Origin of the sequence: Comamonas sp. lk, from assembly GCF_900564145.1 — a bacterium.
Taxonomy (GTDB): Bacteria; Pseudomonadota; Gammaproteobacteria; order Burkholderiales; family Burkholderiaceae_C; genus Comamonas.
In genome coordinates this window covers 1,084,841-1,108,867 of the sequence record NZ_UOOB01000001.1, presented here as the reverse complement: position 1 = coordinate 1,108,867, position 24,027 = coordinate 1,084,841, and the positions used below count along the sequence as shown (strand labels likewise).

20 protein-coding genes are annotated in these 24,027 nt (G+C 60.4%); 5 read left to right on the top strand and 15 right to left on the bottom strand.

The window, feature by feature from the left end; all coding sequences use genetic code 11:
- Positions 1 to 140: 140 nt before the first annotated feature.
- The 13 genes from EAO39_RS04940 to EAO39_RS04880 all read right to left on the bottom strand — a co-directional run bounded on the left by EAO39_RS04940 (position 141) and on the right by EAO39_RS04880 (position 15,282).
- The gene (locus EAO39_RS04940; RefSeq protein ID WP_120966427.1) at positions 141 to 905 is read right to left on the bottom strand and encodes an endonuclease/exonuclease/phosphatase family protein; all 765 of its coding nucleotides are present in this window, start codon (positions 903 to 905) and stop codon (positions 141 to 143) included.
- 14 nt (positions 906 to 919) lie between these two features.
- Entirely contained in the window at positions 920 to 1,420 is a 501-nt protein-coding gene (gene nudB, locus EAO39_RS04935) for a dihydroneopterin triphosphate diphosphatase (protein WP_120966426.1), read from the bottom strand.
- 236 nt (positions 1,421 to 1,656) lie between these two features.
- Positions 1,657 to 3,462 (bottom strand): aspartate--tRNA ligase, encoded by a 1,806-nt coding sequence (gene aspS, locus EAO39_RS04930; protein ID WP_120966425.1) that lies wholly within the window; start codon positions 3,460 to 3,462, stop codon positions 1,657 to 1,659.
- Positions 3,463 to 3,501: 39 nt separating this feature from the next.
- The gene (locus EAO39_RS04925) at positions 3,502 to 4,125 is read right to left on the bottom strand and encodes a DUF502 domain-containing protein (RefSeq protein ID WP_120966424.1); all 624 of its coding nucleotides are present in this window, start codon (positions 4,123 to 4,125) and stop codon (positions 3,502 to 3,504) included.
- A gap of 14 nt (positions 4,126 to 4,139) precedes the next feature.
- Positions 4,140 to 4,439, bottom strand: a complete 300-nt coding sequence (locus EAO39_RS04920) for an FmdB family zinc ribbon protein (protein ID WP_120966423.1) — start codon at positions 4,437 to 4,439, stop codon at positions 4,140 to 4,142.
- 102 nt (positions 4,440 to 4,541) lie between these two features.
- Positions 4,542 to 5,993: a sodium:solute symporter family protein gene (locus EAO39_RS04915; protein WP_120966422.1), complete on the bottom strand. Its 1,452-nt coding sequence runs from the start codon at positions 5,991 to 5,993 to the stop codon at positions 4,542 to 4,544.
- Positions 5,994 to 6,025: 32 nt separating this feature from the next.
- Positions 6,026 to 7,594 carry a ubiquinone biosynthesis regulatory protein kinase UbiB gene (ubiB, locus tag EAO39_RS04910; RefSeq protein ID WP_120966421.1) on the bottom strand — a complete coding sequence of 523 codons (1,569 nt, stop codon included), beginning with the start codon at positions 7,592 to 7,594 and terminating at the stop codon, positions 6,026 to 6,028.
- Positions 7,591 to 8,199 (bottom strand): hypothetical protein, encoded by a 609-nt coding sequence (locus EAO39_RS04905; RefSeq protein WP_120966420.1) that lies wholly within the window; start codon positions 8,197 to 8,199, stop codon positions 7,591 to 7,593. The genes ubiB and EAO39_RS04905 overlap by 4 nt, the downstream gene beginning before the upstream one ends.
- Positions 8,200 to 8,334: 135 nt before the next feature.
- Positions 8,335 to 9,381 (bottom strand): Tim44-like domain-containing protein, encoded by a 1,047-nt coding sequence (locus tag EAO39_RS04900; RefSeq protein WP_120970696.1) that lies wholly within the window; start codon positions 9,379 to 9,381, stop codon positions 8,335 to 8,337.
- A gap of 58 nt (positions 9,382 to 9,439) precedes the next feature.
- Positions 9,440 to 10,171: a bifunctional demethylmenaquinone methyltransferase/2-methoxy-6-polyprenyl-1,4-benzoquinol methylase UbiE gene (gene ubiE / locus EAO39_RS04895; RefSeq protein WP_120966419.1), complete on the bottom strand. Its 732-nt coding sequence runs from the start codon at positions 10,169 to 10,171 to the stop codon at positions 9,440 to 9,442.
- Positions 10,172 to 10,432: 261 nt separating this feature from the next.
- Positions 10,433 to 10,852: a DUF971 domain-containing protein gene (locus EAO39_RS04890; RefSeq protein ID WP_120970694.1), complete on the bottom strand. Its 420-nt coding sequence runs from the start codon at positions 10,850 to 10,852 to the stop codon at positions 10,433 to 10,435.
- A gap of 63 nt (positions 10,853 to 10,915) precedes the next feature.
- A complete protein-coding gene (locus EAO39_RS04885) occupies positions 10,916 to 11,356 on the bottom strand; it encodes an HIT family protein (RefSeq protein WP_120966418.1) in 441 nt (146 codons plus the stop codon).
- Between the two features lie 8 nt (positions 11,357 to 11,364).
- Entirely contained in the window at positions 11,365 to 15,282 is a 3,918-nt protein-coding gene (locus EAO39_RS04880; RefSeq protein WP_120966417.1) for an FAD/FMN-binding oxidoreductase, read from the bottom strand.
- Positions 15,283 to 15,793: 511 nt separating this feature from the next.
- On the opposite strand from EAO39_RS04880, the gene ugpB reads away from it, so the two are divergent.
- From ugpB to ugpQ, 5 genes are all read left to right on the top strand, one after another.
- Positions 15,794 to 17,107 carry a sn-glycerol-3-phosphate ABC transporter substrate-binding protein UgpB gene (gene ugpB, locus EAO39_RS04875; protein WP_120966416.1) on the top strand — a complete coding sequence of 438 codons (1,314 nt, stop codon included), beginning with the start codon at positions 15,794 to 15,796 and terminating at the stop codon, positions 17,105 to 17,107.
- A gap of 118 nt (positions 17,108 to 17,225) precedes the next feature.
- Entirely contained in the window at positions 17,226 to 18,107 is an 882-nt protein-coding gene (gene ugpA / locus EAO39_RS04870) for a sn-glycerol-3-phosphate ABC transporter permease UgpA (RefSeq protein WP_120966415.1), read from the top strand.
- A 57-nt stretch (positions 18,108 to 18,164) separates the two neighbouring features.
- Positions 18,165 to 19,013 (top strand): sn-glycerol-3-phosphate ABC transporter permease UgpE, encoded by an 849-nt coding sequence (ugpE, locus tag EAO39_RS04865; RefSeq protein WP_120966414.1) that lies wholly within the window; start codon positions 18,165 to 18,167, stop codon positions 19,011 to 19,013.
- Between the two features lie 50 nt (positions 19,014 to 19,063).
- On the top strand, positions 19,064 to 20,071 hold the full coding sequence (locus tag EAO39_RS04860) for a sn-glycerol-3-phosphate import ATP-binding protein UgpC (RefSeq protein WP_120966413.1): 1,008 nt from the start codon (positions 19,064 to 19,066) through the stop codon (positions 20,069 to 20,071).
- A gap of 113 nt (positions 20,072 to 20,184) precedes the next feature.
- The gene (ugpQ, locus tag EAO39_RS04855; RefSeq protein WP_120966412.1) at positions 20,185 to 20,961 is read left to right on the top strand and encodes a glycerophosphodiester phosphodiesterase; all 777 of its coding nucleotides are present in this window, start codon (positions 20,185 to 20,187) and stop codon (positions 20,959 to 20,961) included.
- 158 nt (positions 20,962 to 21,119) lie between these two features.
- On the opposite strand, the gene EAO39_RS04850 is transcribed toward ugpQ, so the two are convergent.
- Positions 21,120 to 22,067: a tripartite tricarboxylate transporter substrate binding protein gene (locus EAO39_RS04850; RefSeq protein WP_240467071.1), complete on the bottom strand. Its 948-nt coding sequence runs from the start codon at positions 22,065 to 22,067 to the stop codon at positions 21,120 to 21,122.
- Positions 22,068 to 22,282: 215 nt separating this feature from the next.
- Positions 22,283 to 23,911: an SEL1-like repeat protein gene (locus tag EAO39_RS04845; RefSeq protein WP_120966410.1), complete on the bottom strand. Its 1,629-nt coding sequence runs from the start codon at positions 23,909 to 23,911 to the stop codon at positions 22,283 to 22,285.
- Between the last annotated feature and the right edge of the window lie 116 nt (positions 23,912 to 24,027).

The window sequence follows — 24,027 nt, the reverse complement described above, 5'->3', positions numbered from 1 at the left end:
GTACCAGCGAATCATCTTCCACAAGCTACAAAGGATTTGCCATGGAAACGCATATTCACAAGGCACAACAAGCTATTAATTCAGGAGCAATTTGCAAACCGGCCTGAACCATTTGCAAGAGAAGCTGCGCCTGGCGGTCGTCACAGCTTGAATTCTGCAATCAGGGGCAGATGGTCGGACATGCGCCACCAGATGCGGCCCTTGGGCACGTGCAGGCCCATGGGCGTCAGCCCCCGCACATAGATATGGTCGAGCTGGGCAATCGGCAGGCGGGATGGGTAGGTCAGAATGCCCTGGGTATCGTCGTACTCGAACAGGCCAAAGCCCGCCAGCATGCGCTTGATCTGGTTGCCCCAGTCATTGAAGTCGCCCGCCACCACCAGAGGCGCATTGGGCGGCACCTCGCGCTCGATAAAGCTTTGCAGCCGGGCAATCTGGCGCAGGCGGCTGCCGGGAATCAGCCCCAGATGCACCACGATGGAGTGCACGCGGCGTCCGTCGATATCCACCTCCACATGCAGCAGGCCGCGCTGCTCGAAGCGGTGATCGGAAATGTCCTCGTGCTGGTAGCCTATGACCGGCCAGCGGCTGAGCAGCGCATTGCCATGCTCGCCGTCCTTGGTATAGGCATTGGTCAGATAGACCGACTCATAACCCTCGGGCGCCAGATACTCGGCCTGGGGCACGTTGGGCCAGTGGTCGAAGTACTGCTCCTCCTTGCGGTTCATCTTGCGCACTTCCTGCAGGCAGACGATGTCGGCATCGAGCTGCTCCACCGCCAGGCCCAGATTGTGGATCTCAAGACGGCGCGCCGGCCCCAGACCTTGCACGCCTTTGTGAATGTTGTAGGTAGCCACGCGCAGAATCTGCGGATCGGCGGGCGCGGACAACTGTTTTTCAGACATAGGCTCAAACTCGTTCAAGACTGTGCGAATGGCTCTGCCGCCGATTGCGTAGCAAAGCGCGGCAACAGCAAAATCGCTTCGGCATTGGATGAAGAAAAGCAACGCTGGGCGGCATCGCGCCAGGCATGCCATTCATGTGCGGTGTGCTCTCTGGGATTCAAGTGCACGCACAGATCGGCGGGCACTTGCAGGCCGAAAACCCGCTCCCGGTTGTGCCACACGCCAGGCGCATAGCGGTGCTGCCACTCGGGGTAGATGGTGTACAGATTCTCCAGATTCCAGTCCGTCAGCACGCAGCCTTGAGCCAGTGCATCGATACCGGTTTCCTCGCGCACCTCGCGAATCGCGGTGTCGCGCCAGTCCTCGTCGTCAAAGTCCTTGCTGCCCGTGACCGATTGCCAGAACGGCTCGCCGCCCGGCGCCGCCACGGCGCGGCACAGCAGCAGGACCTGGCTGTTCTCGCGGTAAATCACCACCAGGACGGATTCCGGAATCTTGTAAGGCGCTGAACTCATGGACCCATGTTAGCGCGCCGACGATGACACGGGCCTGAGCCATGCCAGCCCTGTGGCTTATTCAAATTCAATAGCTGATAGCGTTTGGATATTTGGCAGTTCAACGCAAAAACCGCGTGAAACTCAAACCGAAGATGCGTAAACAGCTATCTATTTGATTGCATGAAAAAAGCGCCAGCCGCTTTCGCAGTCTGGCGCTTGGTGCTTGACTGCGCGCCGCGCAGTCAAATCCGGGCTCAGGCCTCGGTGGTCGTCACGGCCACGTTGCGCAGCTTGATGTGCAGCTCGCGCAGCTGCTTTTCGTCCACGGACGAAGGCGCTTGCGTCAGCAAATCCTGGGCGCGCTGGGTCTTGGGGAAGGCAATCACGTCGCGGATGGATTCGGAGCCGGTCATCAGCGTGATCAGACGATCCAGACCGAAAGCCAGACCGCCGTGGGGAGGCGCGCCGTATTGCAGCGCATCCAGCAGGTAGCCGAACTTGGCGCGCTGGTCTTCGGGCGTGATGTTCAGGGCGGCAAACACCTTGGACTGCACGTCGGCGCGGTGGATACGGACCGAACCGCCACCCAGTTCCCAGCCGTTCAAGACCATGTCGTAGGCCTTGGCGATGCACTTGCCGGGATCGGTGTCCATCAGGTCTTCATGACCATCCTTGGGCGAAGTGAAGGGATGGTGCACAGCCACCCAACGGCCGCTTTCTTCGTCATGCTCGAACATGGGGAAGTCCACCACCCACAGCGGTGCCCACTTGTCTTCGAACAGGCCGCTCTTCTTGCCGAACTCGCTGTGACCGACCTTCAGACGCAGTGCGCCGATGGAGTCGTTGACGATCTTTTCCTTGTCGGCGCCGAAGAACAGCAAGTCGCCGTCCTGTGCGCCGGTGCGCTTGAGGATTTCAGCGATGGCTGCGTCGTGCAGGTTCTTGACGATGGGCGACTGCAGACCGTCACGGCCCTTGGCCACTTCGTTGACCTTGATCCAGGCCAGACCCTTGGCGCCGTAGATCTTGACGAACTCGGTGTAGCCGTCGATCTCGCCACGCGAAATCGCTGCACCACCGGGAACGCGCAAGGCCACCACACGGCCACCCTTGGTGGTGGCGGGCACGGAGAACACCTTGAAGTCCACATCGCCCATGCAGTCGGTCAGCTCGGTGAATTCGAGCTTGACGCGCAGGTCGGGCTTGTCCGAACCAAAGCGGAAGGCCGCATCCTGGTAGGTCATGATGGGGAACTCGCCCAGATCCACGTTCAGCTGGGTCTGGAACACTTCCTTGATCATCTGCTGGAAGATGGCGCGGATTTCTTCCTCATTCAGGAACGAGGTTTCGCAGTCGATCTGCGTGAATTCGGGCTGGCGGTCAGCGCGCAAGTCTTCGTCGCGGAAGCACTTGGTGATCTGGTAGTAGCGGTCAAAGCCCGAGACCATCAGCATCTGCTTGTACAGCTGGGGCGACTGGGGCAGCGCGAAGAACTGGCCGTCGTGCACGCGCGAAGGCACCAGATAGTCGCGAGCGCCTTCGGGTGTGGACTTGCCCAGCATGGGGGTTTCGATGTCGATGAAGCCCAGCTTGTCCAGGAAGTTGCGCACCTGGATCGAAGTCTTGTAACGCAGCATCATGTTGCGCTGCATCACGGGGCGGCGCAGATCCATCACGCGGTTGGTCAAACGCACGTTTTCCGACAGATTGTCTTCATCCACCTGGAAGGGAGGCGTCACGGCGGCGTTGAGCACGTTCAGCTCATGGCACAGCACTTCGATCTGACCGCTCTTGAGCTTGTCGTTGGTGGTGCCGGCGGGGCGTGCACGCACCAGGCCCTTGACCTGCACGCAGTACTCGCTGCGAATGTCTTCGGCCACCTTGAACATGTCTGCGCGGTCGGGATCGCACACCACCTGCACATAGCCTTCGCGGTCGCGCAGGTCGATGAAGATCACACCACCGTGGTCGCGGCGGCGATTCACCCAGCCGCACAGCGTCACGGTTTCGCCCATCTGGGCTTCGGTCACCAGACCGCAGTATTGGGAACGCATTGCCATGAAAAATCTTCCTGCACCCCTACGGATGCGACAAGGTTGTTATTTAGGTTCTTCGACAGCGGTGAGGTCAGGCGGAGCAACCACACCCATCGAAACAATGTATTTGAGCGCAGCATCCACGCTCATCTCGAGTTCTATGCACTCGCTTTTGCGCACCATCACGAAATAGCCCCCCGTGGGGTTGGGCGTCGTGGGCACGAACACGCTCAGATATTCGTCGCGCAGATAGGCTGCGACTTCACCGCTGGGCGTACCGGTGACAAAAGCCACGGTCCAGACCCCTTCGCGCGGCCACTGCACCAGCACCGCAGTGCGAAAGGCGTTGCCGCTGTCGGAGAAAACCGTGTCGGAGACCTGCTTGACGCTGGAATAGATGGAACGCACCACGGGAATGCGGCGCACCAGCGCATCACCCCAGCCTACAAACTTGCGGCCAATGAAGTTGCTGGCAATGGCACCCACCACCAGCAAGATCAGCAGAGTCAAGATGACGCCAAAGCCAGGGATGTGCACGCCCAGCAATCTGTCGGGCTGCCAGGCCTCAGGAAGAATGGCCAGCGTCTGGTCCAGCGTTCCGATGATCCAGTTGAGCACACCCAGCGTAATCACCAGGGGAACGATGACCAGCAAACCGGCAATCAACCATTTGCGCAATGCAGACATAGTGTGGAGCAGTCCTAGGTATTGCTGGTCGTAGTGGAGCTGTCAGCCGCTGCGGCAGGCGCCGTGCTGGCTGGCGTGGTGCTGGCGGCAGAACTGTCGGCCGAGGCGGTAGGAGAAGGCTTGCTGCTGCCGCTGTTCTTGAAGTCCGTGGCATACCAGCCCGAACCCTTGAGCTGAAAACCCGGAGCCGTGAGCTGCTTGGAAAAGGCCGGAACCCCGCAAGCTGGGCACACGGTCAGCGGCGCGTCCGAAATTTTCTGCAGCACATCCTTGGCATGACCGCAGGAGCCACACTTGTATGCATAAATAGGCATAGCGCTTTAAACGAGGGAAGTGCAAAAACCCTCAATTATAAGCGCCGCCCCTTGATCTGCTGTGCCTCGGGATGAAGTCCTTTGGCGCGGGAAATTGCTGTCTCAGGCGTTGAGCGCTTCCACACTCGGTATTTCCCGCCGGTGGTTGTTGACCCACTGGGGCAGCAGCGACCCCAGCACCATGCCGGTCACTGCCGATAAAAGCCCTGCCAGCTGCTGTGGAAATGCCTGATTGAGCGCTGGCGTCACCATGAACACCAGCCACACGCCTATGCCCAGCACCACCGCGCAAACAGCGCCCTGGGTGGTGGCGCGCTTCCAGTAAAGGCCAAAGACCAGGGGCACAAAAGCGCCCACCAGAGGCACCTGATAGGCGCTGGCCACCAGTTCATAAATCGGCGTGCCCTGCATCATGATGGAGTAGGCGAGCACGCATGCGGAGAAGACCAGCACGCTGATGCGCATGGTCTTGAGACTGTCCTGATCGCTGACATAGGGGCGGAACTGGCGCCAGATGTTCTCGGTAAATGTCACGCTGGGGGCTAGCAAGGTTGCCGAAGCACAGGATTTGATGGCCGACAGCAGCGCGCCAAAGAACAGCACCTGCATGGCAAACGGCATCTTGTCCATGACCAGGGTGGGCAACACTTTCTGCGGATCCTCGGCCAGCAAGAGCTTGGCTTCATTGGGCATGATCAGCAAGGCGCTGGCCACCAGAAACATGGGTACAAAAGCAAAAATCACATAGCAGGCACCGCCGATGATGGTGCCGCGCACGGCCGATTTTTCGGTGTCTGCCGACATCACGCGCTGGAAGATGTCCTGCTGGGGAATCGAGCCCAACATCATGGTGACTGCCGCGCCAAGGAAAAAGATGATGTCGTGAAAGCTGGGCTCGGGCAGAAAGCGGAAAAGATCGCGGCTCACGGCCAGCTCCACCACCTTGTCGGCACCGCCGGCCATGTCTCCGGCAAAGAAAGCCAGCGTCAGCAGGCCCAGCACCAGAATGATCATCTGCACGAAGTCGGTCACGGCCACCGACCACATGCCGCCAAACAGCGTGTAGATCAGCACCGAGAGCAAACCTATCGTCATACCCAGCGGAATGCTGACACTTCCGCCCGAGAGCAGATTGAAGACCAGACCCAACGCCGTGACCTGGGCCGAGACCCAGCCCAGGTAGCTGATCATGATGATCAGCGAGCAGACCATCTCGATCACCCGTCCGTAGCGGGCGCGGTAGTAGTCGCTGATGGTCAGCAGCGACATGCGATAAAGCTTGGCTGCAAAGAACACGCCAACCAGAATCAGGCACATGCCCGCGCCAAACGGATCTTCGACCAAGGCACGCAGGCCGCCTTCGAGGAACTTGGCGGGCACGCCCAGTACCAGTTCGGACCCGAACCACGTGGCAAACGTGGTGGTAATGATCATGTACAAGGGCAGGTGGCGCCCGGCAATGGCAAAGTCAGCCGTGTTCTTTACCCGTTTGGCAGCCCACAGGCCAATGCCTATGGTCACCAACAGGTATGCAATCACCATTGAGAGCAGCACGCTGGCACTCCTGTTGCAAAATGGGTTGGGGTTTAGAAGCGCAGGCGCAGCAGAACCTGCAGCGCCACCAGGCCGATCACAAAGCCAATGCCGCCGCAGAGAATGGCCTGCAGCAAGCGATTGGTCGTCTTCTGCTGCTTGAGCAGCTCCTTGAGCAAGCTGTCTTTCTCATGGTTCTTGCCCTGGCCGGCCAGGTACTGGTGCAGCACGCGCGGAAAATCAGGCAGCAGCTTGGCGTAGCGCGGTGCCTGGGCCTGCAATTCCTGCCACAGACGCTGCGGGCCCATCTGGTCAAGCATCCACTTTTCCAGGAAAGGCTTGGCCGTGCTCCAGAGATCCAGATTGGGATCGAGCTGACGCCCCAGGCCTTCGATATTGAGCAGCGTTTTCTGCAGCAGCACCAGCTGCGGCTGAATCTCGACCTGGAAGCGGCGCGAAGTCTGAAACAAACGCATCAGCACCATGCCCAGCGAGATTTCGGCCAGCGGGCGGTCGAAATACGGCTCGCAGACGGCGCGAATCGCCGCCTCCAGCTCTTCCACGCGCGTGGTGGCGGGTACCCAGCCGCTTTCCACATGCAACTCGGCCACGCGCTTGTAGTCGCGGCGAAAGAAGGCCAGAAAGTTCTGCGCCAGGTACTCCTTGTCGAACTCCGTGAGCGTGCCGACGATGCCGAAGTCCAGCGAGATATAGCGCCCGAAAGTCTCGGGCTCCAGGCTGACCATGATGTTGCCCGGGTGCATGTCGGCGTGAAAAAAGCCGTCGCGAAACACCTGGGTGAAGAAAATCGTCACCCCGTCGCGCGCCAGCTTGGGGATATCCACCCCGGCTTCGCGCAGGCGCTCCACCTGGCTGATGGGCACGCCGTTCATGCGCTGCATGACCATCACATCGGTATGGCAGTAATCCCAGAAGATTTCCGGGATCAGCACCAGATCCAGGCCTTCCATGTTGCGTCGCAGTTGCGCCGCATTGGAGGCTTCGCGGATCAGATCCAGCTCGTCATGCAGATAGTTGTCGAATTCGGCAACCACTTCCTTGGGTTTGAGACGTTTGCCGTCGCTGGAGACGGCTTCCAGCCAGCCTGCCATCATGTGCATGAGGGCCAGATCCTTGTCGATCACCGTCTTCATGCCCGGGCGCAGCACCTTGACGGCCACATCGCTGTGGCTGCCGTCCTTGTTGCGCACCACGGCAAAGTGCACCTGCGCAATCGAGGCGCTGGCCACCGGCTTGCGGTCGAACTCCACAAAAATCTGATCCAGCGATTTACGGAAGGATCGCTCGATCGTGTCCACCGCAATCTGCGCCTCGAACGGCGGCACGCGGTCCTGCAGCTTGGCCAGCTCCAGCGCCACATCGGGCGGCATGAGATCGCCGCGGGTGGAGAGCACCTGGCCAAATTTCACAAAAATCGGACCCAGCTCTTCCAGGGCCTCGCGCAGGCGCACGCCGCGTGGCTTGTCCAGCTTGCGGCCAAAGGTCAGCACGCCGCGCAGGCGGCGCAACCAGGGATGGGGCAGACCCGAGAGCACCAGCTCGTCAAGGCCGTAACGAAACGCCACCCAGAGGATGGCCCAGCCGCGCAAGAAACGACTCATGGCTGGGAATAGTCAGAGCCGCCAGGCATGGCAGCCACTGGTGCAGCAGAAACGGGGCTGGTGGTTTCGGCAGGCGAATTGCCGCCCATGCGGGCGCCGACAAACTGGCGCAGGCCCTGGGCCGCAGTGCGTGCCACCTTGGCAACGGTATGCGCCGGCACATCGCCAATCATGCGAGCGAGGTCTTCCTCCACATCCCACTTGACGTTGTCCACCAGCCAGTTGATTTCGGCCGCCAGTTGCACATCACCTTCGATGCGGATGGCGGGCTTGTCGCCGCGCAAGGCAGTCTGAGCCAGCGAGAAGGGCGAGGTTTGCGTCACTTCCAGCATCAGATCTGGCGCAGCATCTTCGGGAGCCACGTTGAACAGGCCGGCGGGCGTGATTTGCAGAGCCACAGAGTACTGACGCCATTGCACCCGGGCAATACGGCCTTTCTGTCGCACGAGGCGCTCCGTCGCCTCTTTTTCCTGCATCAGCACATGATTGAGGAACAGCACCAGACGTTGGTGCAATTCGCTCACCAGCCATTCGGGAGCCTGAGGGCCGGCCATCACGCGTTCCACGAGACCGTTGAGAAAAGAAAGAGGGGACTGTGTTGCCATAGTCCCCCGATTATTCATGAAATGGAGTCCCCCTGAGTGACTACGTCACTTCCCCCTGAGGGGGACGGCACCTTCGCTGCGCGGCGGCGCTTGCTTGGTGCCTCTGGCATGAGGCATGCCATTTCAAAAAGTGGCTTATTGCAGAGCCTGCACGCCGGCTACCAACCAGCCACTGGTGCCGCTCTTGGGCTTGGTCATGTTCCAGACTTCGCGGAAGGGGCTGGGGCCTGCGGAGGCTTCCTCGCGGATCATGCCGGAGAACTCCACGCTGGCCATGTAGTCGTTGCCCAGGTCCTCAATACCCAGCAGCTGGGCATCGATCATGAGCACATCGGTGTGGTTTGGTTCACCGCCGCGCTGGGACTCGCGCTCGGACAGCTGGCCACGGATCTCCGACAGCATTTCATCGGTCATCATCGAGCGCAGCGAGCCGATGTCGGAGCGATCCCAGGCCGATTGCAGCGTCACAAAATTGCGCTTGGCTGCGGTCAGGAAACCATCGGTATCGAAACCATCAGGCACACCCCAGGCTTGCGAGCCCGACAGGGCCGAGCCGATCATGGAGCCACCTGCGCCAGCAGCACCGGCGCCAGCAGCACCGGCGCCAGCGCCGGCCAGCAGATGCTCCTGCTCCCAAGGGCGGGCCGATGCATCGTTGCCCACTTTTTCGGGGTTGTACTGGCGTGCCTGGCTGGCATTGGCGCTACCCGTATTGCCAGCGCCCACAGGGGCGGCACCCTGAAAAGCGAAGGGGCTGTTGTTCATGGGCGCTGCCGTGGCAGCCTGGTTGTTGCGGCGCGCGCGCATGATCATGCCGATCACCGCCATGGCAACCATGGCCAGCAAAGCCATCATCAAGAAATTGCCAAAGGCTTCGCCAAAACCCAGCGAATTGGCCAGCCAGGCCAAGCCCAGACCCGCAGCCAGGCCGCCCAGCATGGCGCCCCAAGGCTTCTTGGGCGCAGCAGCAGGCGCTGCCGCCGGCGTACCGGGACGGTTTTGCTGCGCCGCATTTTGCTGCGGAGCCTGTGGATTCTGGGCAGGAGCAGCCGAGCTGTTGCGCTGCGTCACGTTGCTGGACTGTTTGCCGACCGACGAGCCGCCGCCCATGCGCTTGGCATCTGCCTGTCCATGCGCAACCACCAGCATCGCAACCAAGACTATTGACCACAGCTTTCTCATGCTCATTCCCCAATTAATCTGAAAAAAAACTAACCACCAAGCCAAACGCGGGACGCGCTCAGCACTTGATACCCACATGCAGGGCGCAGATGCCGCCCGTCATATTGTGATAGTCCACATGGCCAAAACCGCATTCCTGCATCAAGGCCTTGAGCTCCTGCTGGCCGGGGTGCATGCGAATCGATTCGGCCAGATAGCGATAGCTCTCGGCATCACCGGCAATCATCTGACCCATGGCCGGCAAAATCTTGAACGAATAGAAGTCGTAGACCTTCTCCAGGGGCTTGGCCACCTTGGAAAACTCCAGCACCAGCAACTTGCCGCCGGGGCGCAGCACCCGGTTCATTTCCTTGAGGGCCTGATCCTTGTGCGTCATATTGCGCAGACCAAAGGCAACGCTGACCAGGTCGAAGTGACCATCAGGGAAAGGCAGCTTTTCCGCATCGCAGACCAGCGTCGGCAGGATCACACCCTTGTCGGTGAGGCGATCACGCCCCACGCGCAGCATGGCTTCGTTGATGTCGGTGTGTACCACCTGGCCGGACATGCCGACCTTCTTGGAAAAAGCCAGGGCCAGATCGCCCGTGCCGCCCGCGATATCCAGCGCCTTGTCGCCTTCCTTGAGGTTGGCAACCATGACGGTGTAAGCCTTCCAGGCACGATGCAGACCACCGGACATCACGTCGTTCATGACGTCGTATTTGGAGGCCACGGAGTCGAACACGCCGCGCACGCGGCCGGCCTTCTCGCTTTCATCAACTGACTGGAATCCGAAGTGTGTGGAGCTCATAACGATGAATGCTAAGCAGGCAGTGCCGAGGCGTACAGCGACAACCCCGTGCAACTACAGGCTTTGCAGCACTATGGTTTTATAAAAGAATCAGCTTCAAGCCCTTGATATGCAAGCGCTATTAGCTACGTTAAATATAGCATCTCATCACATAACCCTGCGTCTTGCACAGTGGTCTTGTGGTGCTTGCAGCACGGTTGGCGAGCATGACGCGCAAATGTCTGCACCCTCAGATGCACTGAATGCGCGGCGCCTGCCCCTTCAGTGAACGCTGCAGCCGTGGCCGCCGGCGCTCTTGCCAGGCATGGGCGTATCGCGATCCAGACCGGCTTCTTCCAGGCGCTGCAGATACTGCTGCCACAGCGCATCTTGCTGGCTGCCCAGCTGATACAGGTATTCCCAGGTGTACAAACCGCTTTCATGGCCGTCGCTGAAAAACGGTTTGATGGCGTAATTGCCCACCGGCTCGATGGTGGTGATGCCGACCTCGCGCTTGCCCGTCTGCAGCACTTCCTGACCCGGGCCGTGACCCTGCACCTCGGCCGAAGGCGAGTACACGCGCAGCAGCTCGAAAGGGATGCGAAAGGACTTGCCGTCCGAGTAAGACACTTCCAGTGCGCGCGAAGCGCCGTGCACGGTCAGCGACTCTGGCAAAGGGGTGTTGGCTTGCAATCCGGCCATGATGTTCTCCTTCAATGGATAAAAGGGCGGCACACAGCCGCCCTTTCCCGCAATTTCAATCTCTCAAACCGCCCAGGCGTTCAGCTCAGCGATCAGCTCGGCATCCACCTGGGGCAGCCGCTTGAGCAGCTCGGCTTCGCGCTGCTCGTCACGCGCACGCTGGGCGCCGGCCCAGACGGGTGCGGGAAAGTGACTGTCCCAGTCATAGCGCGCAATCACATGCCAGTGCAGATGGGCCACCATATTGCCCAGTGCCGCCAGATTGATCTTGGTGGGCAATAGCTGCTCGCGCAGCACGCGCTCCACCACGGTCACCGCTTCCATGCACAGGCTGCGATCTGCGGCGCTCAGGTCAGAGAACTCTGCCACATGCGCATTCCAGACCACGCGGTAAAAACCGGGAAAACCGGCCTCCTGGGCGCGAATGACGCGCAGCTTGGCGCCGCTCCAGATGAGGGTGCCGCCATCGCTGTCGCACAAAGGGCATGTTGCTGGCTTGCTCATGACTTGCCTTATACCAAGACGCGTTCGATGCCGCCCTGATTGGCGCGATCCACGTATTCGGCCATCCAGTTCTCACCCAGAATGTCGCGCGCCATCTCGACCACGATGTAGTCGGCTTCGAGCAGACCGTTGTTCAGGTCATTGCCGTAGCGCGACAGGCCTTGCAGGCAGCTGGGGCAGCTGGTCAGGATCTTGACGTTTTCCTTCTCGCCCAGCTGGCCGTTGTCACGCAGTTCGGCCTCGCCCTTGCGGATTTCTTCGGTCTTGCGGAAACGGATCTGGGTGGAGATGTCGGGACGCGTCACGCCTAGCGTGCCGGACTCGCCGCAGCAGCGCTCGCTCTTGAGCACGTTGTCGCCCATCAAGGCCTTGACGGTCTTCATGGGGTCCTGCGTCTTCATGGGCGTGTGGCAGGGGTCGTGGTAGAGATAAGCACCCTTGTTTTCCAGGGTGATGCCTTTTTCCAGCAGATATTCATGGATGTCGATGATGCGGCAGCCGGGAAAAATCTTGTCGAACTCGTAGCCCTGCAGCTGGTCGTAGCAGGTACCGCAGCTCACCACCACGGTCTTGATGTCCAGATAGTTCAAGGTGTTGGCCACGCGGTGGAAGAGCACACGATTGTCCGTGATCATCTTCTCGGCCTTGTCGAACTGACCGCTGCCGCGCTGGGGATAGCCGCAGCACAGATAGCCTGGCGGCAGCACGGTCTGCACGCCCGCATGCCAGAGCATGGCCTGCGTGGCCAGGCCGACCTGGCTGAACAGACGCTCGGAGCCGCAGCCGGGGAAATAGAACACTGCTTCCGTATCCGCACTGGTTTTCTGCGGGTTGCGGATGATAGGCACGTAATCCTTGTCTTCAATATCCAGCAAGGCGCGCGCCGTCTTGTTAGGCAGACCGCCGGGCAGCTTCTTGTTGATGAAGTGGATCACCTGCTCCTTGATTGGCGCCGTGCCCACCGATGCGGGCGGATGCGCCGTCTGCTTCTTGGCGAAGCTTTGCAGCACATCGGCAGCCAGGCGCTGGGCCTTGAAGCCCACGCCCACCATGGCGGTGCGCATGAACTTGATGGTGTCCGGATTGGTGGCGTTGAGCATGGTCATGGCCAGCTTGTTGCCGGGACGGAAGCTCTTCTTGTCCATCTTGCGCAGCAGATTGCGCATATTCATGGTCACATCGCCAAAGTCGATCTTGACCGGGCAAGGGTTGAAGCACTTGTGGCAGACCGTGCAGTGGTCGGCCACATCTTCAAACTCCTGCCAGTGCTTGATGGACACACCGCGGCGGGTCTGCTCTTCGTAGAGGAAGGCCTCCACCAGCAGCGAGGTGGCCAAAATCTTGTTGCGGGGCGAATACAGCAGATTGGCGCGCGGCACATGGGTGGCGCACACGGGCTTGCACTTGCCGCAGCGCAGGCAGTCCTTGACGGAATTGGCAATCGCGCCGATATCCGACTGCTGCATGATGATGGACTCATAGCCCATCAGGCCGAAAGACGGCGTGTAGGCATTGGTCAGATCGGCAAACATCAGCGACTCGCGCGGCGAGCGGCCGTCGTGGCTTTGATGCGCCGAAGCATCCCACTCTTCATTGCGGATCAGCTTGCCCTTGTTGAAGCGCCCTTCCGGGTCCACCTTCTTCTTGTAGGCGGCAAACGGTGCCAGCTCGGCGTCCGACAAAAACTCCAGCTTGGTGATGCCGATACCGTGCTCGCCCGAGATCACACCATCCAGACTGCGCGCCAGCTTCATGATGCGGGCCACGGCTTCGTGCGCGGTCTGCAGCATTTCATAGTCATCGCTGTTGACGGGGATGTTGGTGTGCACATTGCCATCGCCGGCATGCATGTGCAGCGCCACCCAGACCCGGCCCTTGAGCACCTTCTGGTGAGTGGCATTGACCGCAGCCAGCAGCGGCTGGAAGGCGGCGCCCGCAAAAATCAGGGACAGCGGTTCCTTGAGCTGGGTCTTCCAGCTGGCGCGCAGCGTGTGGTCCTGCAGTTGCGGGAACAGCGTCGCCACGCCATCCAGCCAGCCTTGCCACAGCTCGCGCACCTCGGCCACCAGAGCCAGCGCCTGGTGCACGCGGTCTTCCAGCAGCTCGGCCGCCGGAATATCGCCTGCATCATCCTGCTTGCCCAGGGGCAGATCGCCATGCCTGAAGAAGCTGGCCAGCTCGTCGCAGAGCTTGAGCTTGTTGCGCAGGCTCAATTCGATATTGATGCGCTCGATGCCGTCGGTGTACTCGGCCATGCGCGGCAGAGGAATCACCACGTCTTCATTGATCTTGAAGGCGTTGGTATGGCGCGAGATGGCCGCCGTGCGCTTGCGGTCCAGCCAGAATTTCTTGCGCGCCTCGGCACTGATGGCAATAAAGCCTTCACCGTTGCGCGAATTGGCAATGCGCACCACTTCGCTGGTCACGCGGGCCACTTCATCGGCATCGTCGCCGGCAATATCGCCCAGCAACACCATCTTGGGCAGCTTGCCATTGCCCTTTTTGCTCTTGGTCGCGTAACCCACGGCCTTGAGGTAGCGGTCATCCAGATGCTCAAGACCGGCCAGCAGCACGCCCGAGCGCTTTTGCTCGGCGAACATATAGTCCTTGATCTCGACGATGGAGGGCACGGCATCCTTGGCATTGCCAAAGAACTCCATGCACACCGTGCGGGTGTGGGCCGGCATGCGGTGCACCACCCAGCGGGCGCTGGTGATCAGGCCGTCCGTGCCTTCCTTCTGAATACCGGGCAGGCCGGCCAGGAATTTGTCCGTCACATCCTTGCCCAGGCCTTCCTTGCGGAAAGTCTGGCCCGGGATATCCAGACGTTCGCTACGAATGTAGGTCTTGCCGTCGGCTTCGAAATACTTCAGCTCGAAGCAGGCCATCTCGGCATCGTGGATCTTGCCCAGGTTGTGATCCAGACGCGTGACTTCCAGCCACTGCGCATCGGGCGTGACCATGCGCCAGGACACCAGATTGTCCAGCGCCGTGCCCCAGAGCACGGCTTTTTTGCCGCCGGCATTCATGGCCACGTTGCCGCCGATGCAGGAGGCCTCGATGGAAGTCGGATCCACCGCAAACACATAACCGCCGCGTTCGGCCGCATCGGCCACACGCTGTGTCACCACACCGGCTTCGGAGAAGATGGTGGGCACATCGTGGTCCACGCCGGGGATGCGGCGCATTTCCACCTCAGTCAGCGCTTCCAGCTTTTCGGTGTTGATCACCACCGAGCGCCATGTCAAAGGTATAGCACCACCCGTATATCCAGTGCCGCCTCCACGCGGAATAATGGTCAGACCCAGCTCGATACAGCCTTTGACCAGACCGGCCATCTCAGCTTCAGAGTCGGGCGTCAGCACTACAAACGGATATTCGACGCGCCAATCGGTCGCATCGGTCACATGGGCCACGCGCGAGAGGCCGTCAAACTTGATGTTGTCCTTGGCCGTGTAGCGGCGCAGCGTCTTCTGTGCGCGGCGGCGCAGCTGCTCTGCCTCGACAAAAGTGGCATTGAATTCGTGCACGGCACGGTGGGCCGCTTCCACCAGTTGCCCCACCAGCTGATCACGCGCAGCGTCACCCTGGGGTTCGCGGCGCTTGTCGATCTCGGACAGGCGGTGGGCCAGCGCTTCCACCAGGGACTTGCGGCGGCCGGGGTTATCCAGCAAATCGTCCTGCAGATAAGGATTGCGCTGCACAACCCAGATGTCTCCCAGCACCTCGTAGAGCATGCGAGCCGATCGGCCTGTGCGCCGTTCCTGGCGCAGCTGGTTGAGCACATCCCACATGGATGAGCCCAACAGGCGAATCACGATCTCACGGTCAGAGAACGAGGTGTAGTTGTAGGGAATTTCTCGCAGTCGTGCGGGTTCGGCAGCCGGGGCATGCAATGCGGCGGCCAACGCAATCGGTACATTCATGGGGGTAGACCGTTTCGGGCGTCTGACAGCGCCCCTAAGCCAGTGGGACGCAGATTTTATGCGAGCCAGCCTGCTCATGCAGCCCTGAGGACTCTCCTGTGGGCAAGCGTCTCCTCACCAACGAGAGCAGGCCCGGCCTGCGCTATCACAAATTCTACGCCGGCACCCAAGGCCGTGTCACAGGCAAAGCGCGCTTCAGGCCTTTGCGCTCTGGGTGCTTTATGTCGCGTCAAGACCACGAAGTTCGGGAATCCACCCGTAAAAGCAACCAGTTACGAATCAAAAACAACTCAAACCGAAAACATGACAACTTGAAACGAAATTGTCTTGACCTAGAATGGCGCAACTTCGCGCATACGCAAGAGTCATTTTGTTGTCATGCAACTGTAAAACAGCGGGTTTGGCCTGTGGTCTTGCGTGGAGTGGATGAAAACAATGACACGCATATGTCACACGTATAACCTAATGTGCAGCACTGCACATTTCGTCACCGAACGTTAGAGGAGCTTTCATGCAATTCAAGCAACTGGCCCTGGCTGCCGCCGTCGCCGCTACTGCCTTCACGGCACAAGCCACCACCGAAATCCAATGGTGGCACTCCATGACTGCCGTGAACAACGAGTGGGTCAACGACCTGGCCAAGCAGTTCAACGAGAGCCAGAAGGACTACAAGATTGTCCCTACCTTCAAGGGCGTCTATGACGAATCGATGACGGCAGCCATTGCGGCCTTCCGTTCGGGCAATGCGCCTGACATCCTGCAAGTGTTTGAAGTGGGCACCGCCACCATGATGGCTTCCAAGGGCGCCACCATTCCCGTGGGCAAGGTGATGGCCGATGCCGGCGTGTCTTTCGACCCCAAGGCCTACATCCCTGCCGTGGCCGGTTACTACACCGCCCCCAACGGCCAGATGCTGAGCTTCCCGTTCAACAGCTCCACCACCATCTTCTACTACAACAAGGACGCCTTCAAGAAGGCCGGCCTGAACCCCGACGTCGCCCCCAAGACCTGGCCTGAAGTGTTTGCAGCCGCCAAGAAGCTCAAGGAAAGCGGCCACAGCTGCCCCATGACGCTGGCATGGCAGGGCTGGACCCAGCTGGAGTCCTTCTCCACCTGGCATAACGTGGAGTTCGCCACCGAACACAATGGTCTGAGCGCCAACGGCTACAAGGCCCGCCTGAAGATCAACTCCCCTCTGCACGTCAAGCACATCGACAACCTGGGCGCCGCAGCCAAGGCCGGTGAGTTTGTGTACAAGGGCCGTGCCTCGACGGCACAGGCATCGTTCACCGCCGGTGAATGCGCCATGATCCAGACCTCGTCCGGCTTCTACGGCGATGTGGCCAAGAATGCCAAGTTCAACTACGGCCTGGCTCCCCTGCCCTACTACCCCGATGTCAAGGGCGCGCCTCAGAACACCGTGATCGGTGGCGCTTCGCTGTGGGTGATGGCCGGCAAGAGCCCAGAACGCTACAAGGGAGTGGCCAAGTTCTTCGAATTCCTGTCGCAAACCAAGGTGCAGGCCGCTTCGCACCAGCGCACCGGCTATCTGCCTGTGACCATGGCCGCGTATGACCTGACCGAAAAGTCCGGCTTCTACGCCAAGCACCCCGGCACCGACACGGCTGTGACGCAGATGATCCGCAAGGTGACCGACAACTCGCGCGGTATCCGTCTGGGCAACTATGTGCAGATCCGCACCATCGAGGACGAAGAACTCGAACAAGTGTGGGCTGGCAAGAAGACCGGCAAGCAGGCCCTGGACTCCATCGTGAGCCGTGGCAACGAACTGCTGGCCCGCTTCGAGCGCTCCTACAAAAACTAATCCCCTTGGCATCTTGCTGATGCCATAAGGCCTGCAGTGTCCCAATCCGGGGCACTGCGACCACAACACCCCGTGTGCTGCATCCTGGCTCCGGCGGTTTTTTTATTTGTGAATCCTTATGGAAAAACGCGTACTTTTCCGATCCGGATGGCTGCCCTGGGTGCTGATAGCCCCCCAGCTATTGATCATTGCCATCTTCTTCTTCTGGCCCGCAGGACAAGCCGTGCTGCAGTCCTTCCAGATGGAAGATGCATTCGGCATGAGCACCGAATGGGTGGGCCTGGACAACTTCCGTCAGCTGTTCAGCGACCCCACCTATCTTGAGTCTTTCAAGCGCACAGCGCTGTTCTCGGTTCTGGTGGCAGGCGTCGGCATCACGGTGTCTCTGGCCCTGGCTATTTTTGCGGACCGCATCGTGCGTTTCGCCATGGTCTACAAGACCTTGCTGATCGTCCCCTACGCCGTCGCTCCCGTGATTGCCGGCGTGCTGTGGGTGTTCATGTTCTCGCCCTCCATCGGCGTGGTCGCGTATTTCCTGGGCAAGCTGGGCTATACCTGGAACCACCTGATGAATGAAGGCCAGGCCATGACGCTGATTGTGCTGGCCTCGGTGTGGAAACAGATTTCCTACAACTTCCTGTTCTTCCTGGCAGGTTTGCAATCCATTCCCAAGGCGCTGATCGAAGCCGCCTCGATTGATGGCGCAGGCCCATGGCGCCGCTTCTGGAACATCCAGCTGCCGCTGCTGTCGCCTACCACCTTCTTCCTGCTGGTGATCAACATCGTCTACGCCTTCTTTGAAACCTTCGGCATCATCGACGCGGCAACTCAGGGCGGCCCGGGCCAGTCGACTTCGATTCTGGTCTACAAGGTCTATCAGGATGGCTTCAAGGCGCTGGACCTGGGCGGCTCTGCAGCCCAGTCCGTGATCCTGATGCTGATCGTGATTGTGCTGACCGTGATCCAGTTCCGCTATGTGGAAAAGAAGGTGCAGTACTGATGCGCCGCTTCTCCCTGTCCCTCATAGCTTCAAATTCCGTGAACCTGGAGTCCACTCATGGTTGATCGCAACCCCTGGCTCAACATCATCTCCCACGCCGTATTGATTCTGGGCGTGGCCATCGTTGCCTTCCCGCTGTATCTGGCCTTCGTCGCTTCCACCCACACGGCCGATGCCATCGTGCAGTCGCCCATGCCGCTGCTGCCAGGCATGCACCTGTGGGAAAACTACAAGGAAGCCCTGATCGGCTCCGGCAAGCTGGGCTCCAGCACCAACGTCGTCCACATGATGTGGGTGAGCTTTGTGGTCGCCATGATCATCACCGTGGGCAAGATCGCGATCTCGCTGCTGTCGGCCTTCGCCATCGTCTACTTCCGCTTTCCCTTCAAGATGATCTGCTTCTGGGCCATTTTCATGACCCTGATGCTGCCCGTGGAAGTGCGTATCCTGCCCACTTACAAAGTGGTGGCGGAGCTGGGCCTGCTGAACAGCTATGCCGGCCTGTCCCTGCCGCTGATCGCATCGGCCACGGCCACCTTCCTGTTCCGTCAGTTCTTTTTGAGCGTACCGGACGAACTGGTGGAAGCAGCCCGCATTGACGGCGCCGGCGCCATGCGTTTCTTCAAGGACATCCTGGTGCCCCTGTCGCGCACCTCGATTGCCGCACTGTTCGTAATCCAGTTCATCTACGGCTGGAACCAGTACCTGTGGCCGCTGCTCATGACCACCTCGGAAGACATGTACCCCGTGGTGATTGGCATCAAGCGCATGCTGGCCGGCGGTGAAGCCGCCGTGGACTGGAACATCGTGATGGCGACCGCCATCATTGCCATGCTGCCACCGACCCTGGTGGTGATGCTGATGCAAAAGTGGTTTGTCAAAGGCTTGGTGGATACCGAAAAGTAATCCCCGCCTGCCCATCCACCATCTTTTGACCGATTGAACAAGACACCGTTATGGCATCCATTTCCCTCAAGAACATCGTCAAGCGTTACGGCAGCGGCAAGACTGCCGTGCCCGTCATCCATGGCGTGAACGCTGAAATCAAGGACGGCGAATTCGTCGTGCTGGTCGGGCCCTCGGGCTGCGGCAAGTCCACTTTGCTGCGCATGATTGCCGGCCTGGAAGAAATCACCGGCGGCGATCTGATGATTGGCGACAAGGTCGTCAACAACCTGGAACCGGCCAAGCGCAACATCGCCATGGTGTTCCAGAACTACGCGCTGTACCCGCACATGAGCAACTACGAGAACATGGCCTACGGCCTGAAGCTCGCCAAGGTGCCCGAAGACGAAATCAAGCGCCGCGTGGACAAGGCCGCCAAGATTCTGGAACTGTCCCACCTGCTGGACCGCAAGCCCCGTCAGCTGTCTGGCGGCCAGCGCCAGCGCGTGGCCATGGGCCGCGCCATCGTGCGTCAGCCCCAGGTTTTCCTGTTTGACGAGCCGCTGTCCAACCTGGACGCCAAGCTGCGCGGCCAGACCCGTATCGAAATCCAGAAGCTCCACGCCGAGCTGGGCATCACCAGCCTGTTCGTGACCCACGATCAGGTCGAAGCCATGACCCTGGCCCAGCGCATGATCGTCATGAACGGCGGCTATGTGGAACAGTTCGGCACTCCCGAAGAGGTCTACCACACACCGGCTTCCACCTTTGTGGCCGGCTTCATCGGCTCGCCACCCATGAACCTGCTCAAGAACGCCCCCAATGGCAAGGCCGGTCAGGTTCTGGGCATCCGCCCCGAGCACATCGACCTGGTGGATGCCGGCGGCTGGGACTTCAAGGTCGACACCGTGGAACTGCTGGGCGCCGAACGCCTGCTGTACGGCAAGGTCGGCGGTGAAGACGTTACCGTGCGCGTGGAAGAAGGCAAGCCCTTCCCCAAGCCCGGCGAAACCACCCAGATTCTGGCCCGCGAAGACCGTCTGCACTGGTTCAATGCCGAAACCGGCAAACGCATCTGACAGGGCGTTTACACGCCCTGCGAACCACGTTAATCGCTACTGATTAATCTTGAAGAGCGCCCAAGTCCTGCACTTGCGGCGCTCTTGTCACGTTGGCACAAGTTCAATCGATCATGACTACTGCTTTGAAACCCTGGCCCTATCCCCGTTGGGTCGCCCACCGCGGCGCCGGCAAGCTGGCTCCCGAGAACACCATGAGCGCCTTTCGCCTGGGCGCTCATCACGGCTACCGCTTTTTTGAATGCGATGCCAAGCTCAGCAAGGACGGCGTGCTGTTTCTGATGCACGACGCCACGCTGGAGCGCACGACCACCGGCCACGGCGTCGGCGGCGAACTGACCATGGGTCAACTCGCCCAGCTTGATGCCGGCAGCTGGCATTCGCGTGCCTACACGGGCGAGAACCTGCCCACGCTGGAGGCACTGGCCCGCTGGTGCCTGGCCAACAATCTGCACCTGAACGTGGAAATCAAGCCCACCCCGGGCCAGGAAGAGGAAACCGGGCGCGCCTGCGGCGAGCTGATGAATCGTATCTGGCCCAAGGACATCGTCCAGCCTCTGTTCACCTCATTCAAGCCGGCATCGCTCAAGGGTGCCAGGGATATGGCACCGCAGGTGCTGCGCGGCCTGCTGGTCGACAAATTTGCCGATGGCACTGGCGATGCGGACTTGCTGATCGCACTGGAGCTGGACTGCTCGGCCATGGTGCTCAACCACGGACTGTGGAACCGCGAGCTGGTGACCAAGGTGCATGGTGCCGGTCTGCGCTGCAGCAGCTACACGGTCAACGATGAATGGGCAGCCCAACGCCTGATCGATCTGGGCACGGACGGCATCATCACCGATCGCGTGGATATGTTCAGCCCCTCGCAAACTGGCGCGATTATCTAAAACAGAAGCAGATAGTGCTTGTATTTCGTGATTTTCAGGTAAAAAAAGACCTGAGATTCAATAAATACAGGCGCCAACAGCTACCAAATCAAGAGCAACCTAAAAGCCCGGCCGCTTTTCAACGGCCGGGCTTTGGCTTTTCAGCGAGCCAAACGCAATCAGTCCATCTTGGTGCCGGAGGCCTTGACCGCTGCCGCCCAACGCGGCATCTCGCCCGCCAGGAACTTGGCAAATGCATCCGCACCTAAGAAGGCCGGGTCGGCACCCTGCTCCACCATGCGGCTGCGCACTTCGGGCAGTGTCATGACCTGCTGGAAGGCATTGCTGAGCTTGGCAACCACCTCCTTGGACGTGCCTGCCGGGGCCAGGAAGCCGTAGAACCCCACCACCTCAAAGCCTTTGATGCCGGACTCGATCACGGTAGGTACTTCAGGCAGGGCCGGATTGCGCTCCTTGCTGGTCACGGCCAGAGCGCGCACCTTGCCCTGTTTGTGATAAGCGGCGGCCTGCGGAATGCTCTCGGCCATGAACTGCACCTGACCGCCGATCAGATCGGTAAAGGCCGGTGCGCTACCCTTGTAGGGAATGTGAACCAGATCCAGCGCCGTCGCACTCTTGAACATCTCGGGCACCAGATGGCTGATACCGCCGTTGCCGGCCGAGCCGAAATTGACCTTGCCAGGATTGGCCTTGGAGTACGCAATGAACTCCTGCAGCGTGTTGGCAGGCACCTTGTTGTTGACCAATAGCGCCAGCGGCTGCATGGCGGTGCGCGCCACGGGCACAAAGTCCTTCAAGGTAGCGTAAGGCAGCTTGGGATAGAGCGCGGGGTTGATCACCATCACACCGGTATTGGCCAGCATCAGCGTGTAGCCGTCGGCAGGCGACTTCATCACGTCCTGCGCCCCCACCGCACCGCCGGCACCGGGCTTGTAGTCCACGATGATGGGCTGGCCCAGCACGCCTTGCAGCTTGTCCGTCAGCAATCGCGCATGCTGGTCCAGCGGACCGCCTGCGGGAAAGCCAACGACCAGACGAATGGGCTTGGTGGGGAAGGCATCGGCCGCCTGTGCGGCCAAAGAGCCCAGCAAACCGGCGGCTGCCATCAGGCCGGCCAGACTGCGGCGTGTGATTTTTTTCATTGTTGTCTCCTCGTTGCGAAAAATGGGAAGCCGCATGCATCCACCCCGAATGCAATGCGGCTTTGTTTTGGACTTTAGAGTTTAGCGGCGCAAGCAGATTCAAGCGGCCGCGCTGTATCAGCAATTACCCATGAAAAAGCGCCTCCCTCGGGAAGCGCTTTTTGCGGTGCAGGCTGGAATCAGCGTTTGGGCTGCCAGACCAGCGCCTTGTTCTGAACCTCGGCCACCTGGGTGATGGACAGATTCTGCGCCGTTTCGTCACGGCGTTTGGCCGCTTCGCCGCCCAGCTCCATGGCGGCCAGGTTGTACCAGAAGTAGGCTTTGGCAGGATCGCGCGGCACGCCCTGACCCTGGGCATAAACCATGCCCAGGTTGTATTGGGCGGCGGCATCGCCTTGCTCGGCTGCGCGCTGGTACCAGTGCACGGCCTTGCCGTAGTCGCGGGCCGTGCCCTGGCCTTCGGCATACATCACACCCAGACGATTCTGGGCTGCGGCATGGTTTTGCTGGCCGGCTTTTTCATACCAGCGCAAAGCCTGGGCCGGATTGGCTGCCGTGCCCTGGCCATCGGCATACATGCGTGCCACGTTGAACTGTGCTGCGGCATCGCCTTTTTCGGCAGCACGGGTGAACCACTGCAAAGCAGTGGCATAGCTTTGCGGCACGCCACGGCCTTCGGCATAAAGAGTGCCGATGTTGTTGGTTGCGGCGGCATGGCCTTGGTCGGCCGCCTTGCGGTACCAGACCAGGGCGGTATCAAAGTTCTGGGGCGTGCCCAGGCCTTCGGCATACACGGTGCCCAGGTTGTACTGGGCATCGGCATGGCCCTGATCCGCAGCGCGCTGGAACCACTGGGCCGCAAACGCCGGGCTGTAGACCACGCCCAAACCGTACAGATACAGACGGCCCAGATTGTTCTGGCCGTCGGGATTCCACTGCTCGGCACTTTTTTGCAGCCACGAAGCCGCCAGGCTGTAGTCGCGCGGCACGCCTGTGCCATCCATATACATGCGACCCAGGCTGTTCTGGGCACGCGCATCGCCTTGCTCGGCCGCGCGCTGCAACCACTGCGCAGCCTGTGCAGGATCGCTCTTCACGCCCAGGCCGTCGGCATACATGGCACCCAGCTGATTCTGGGCTTCGGCATGGCCTTGTTCAGCCGCTTTCTTGAACCAGTCTGCCGCCTTGAGCGGATTGGCCTCCACACCATTGGCCTTCATATAGCGCTGACCCAGCTCGAACTGAGCCACCACATGGCCTTGAGCCGCCGCTTTTTCCAGCCACTGGGCCGCTGTCCCATAGTTCTGGGGAACGCCCTGGCCGTCCTGGTACAGGCGGGACAGGTTGTATTGCGCAATGGCATTGCCCTGCTGGGCAGAACGCAGATACCACTGAGCCGCTTCGCGGTAGTTTTGCGGCAGGCCCTGGCCAGCGGCATAGGCGATGCCCAGACTGTTTTGCGCACCGGCATGACCTTGGACGGCCGCCTTGCGGAACCACTGGGCCGCCATGACCGCGTTCTGCGGCACGCCCTGACCATGGGCATACATCTCGCCCAGCTGGTTTTGCGCCTTGGCATCACCGCGCTCGGCCGCCTGTAGCGGGCCGGAAGCGGCCGTGGAGCGCGCTCCTGGCACGGGCAAGGGCCCGTATTGCAAACGGCTGTTTTCGAATTGCGGGCCGGTGGCGCTGTTACGGGCATCGCGCATGAAGTTCATGCGTCCTTCCGCACCGACTTGCGCTGTAGCGCTCTGGGCAATGGTGGCCAGACTCGTTATGACCAGCGCAGCGATGGGGGTGAATTTCATTCCAGTAGATTTCCTTGATGTGCCTAGTTACATCAGAGACATGAAGACACTAACCAGCGAGCGTAACTGATTCCCACCCAGGATTGGTGACGGAATAGGCTGTCGCGGCTTCTGAG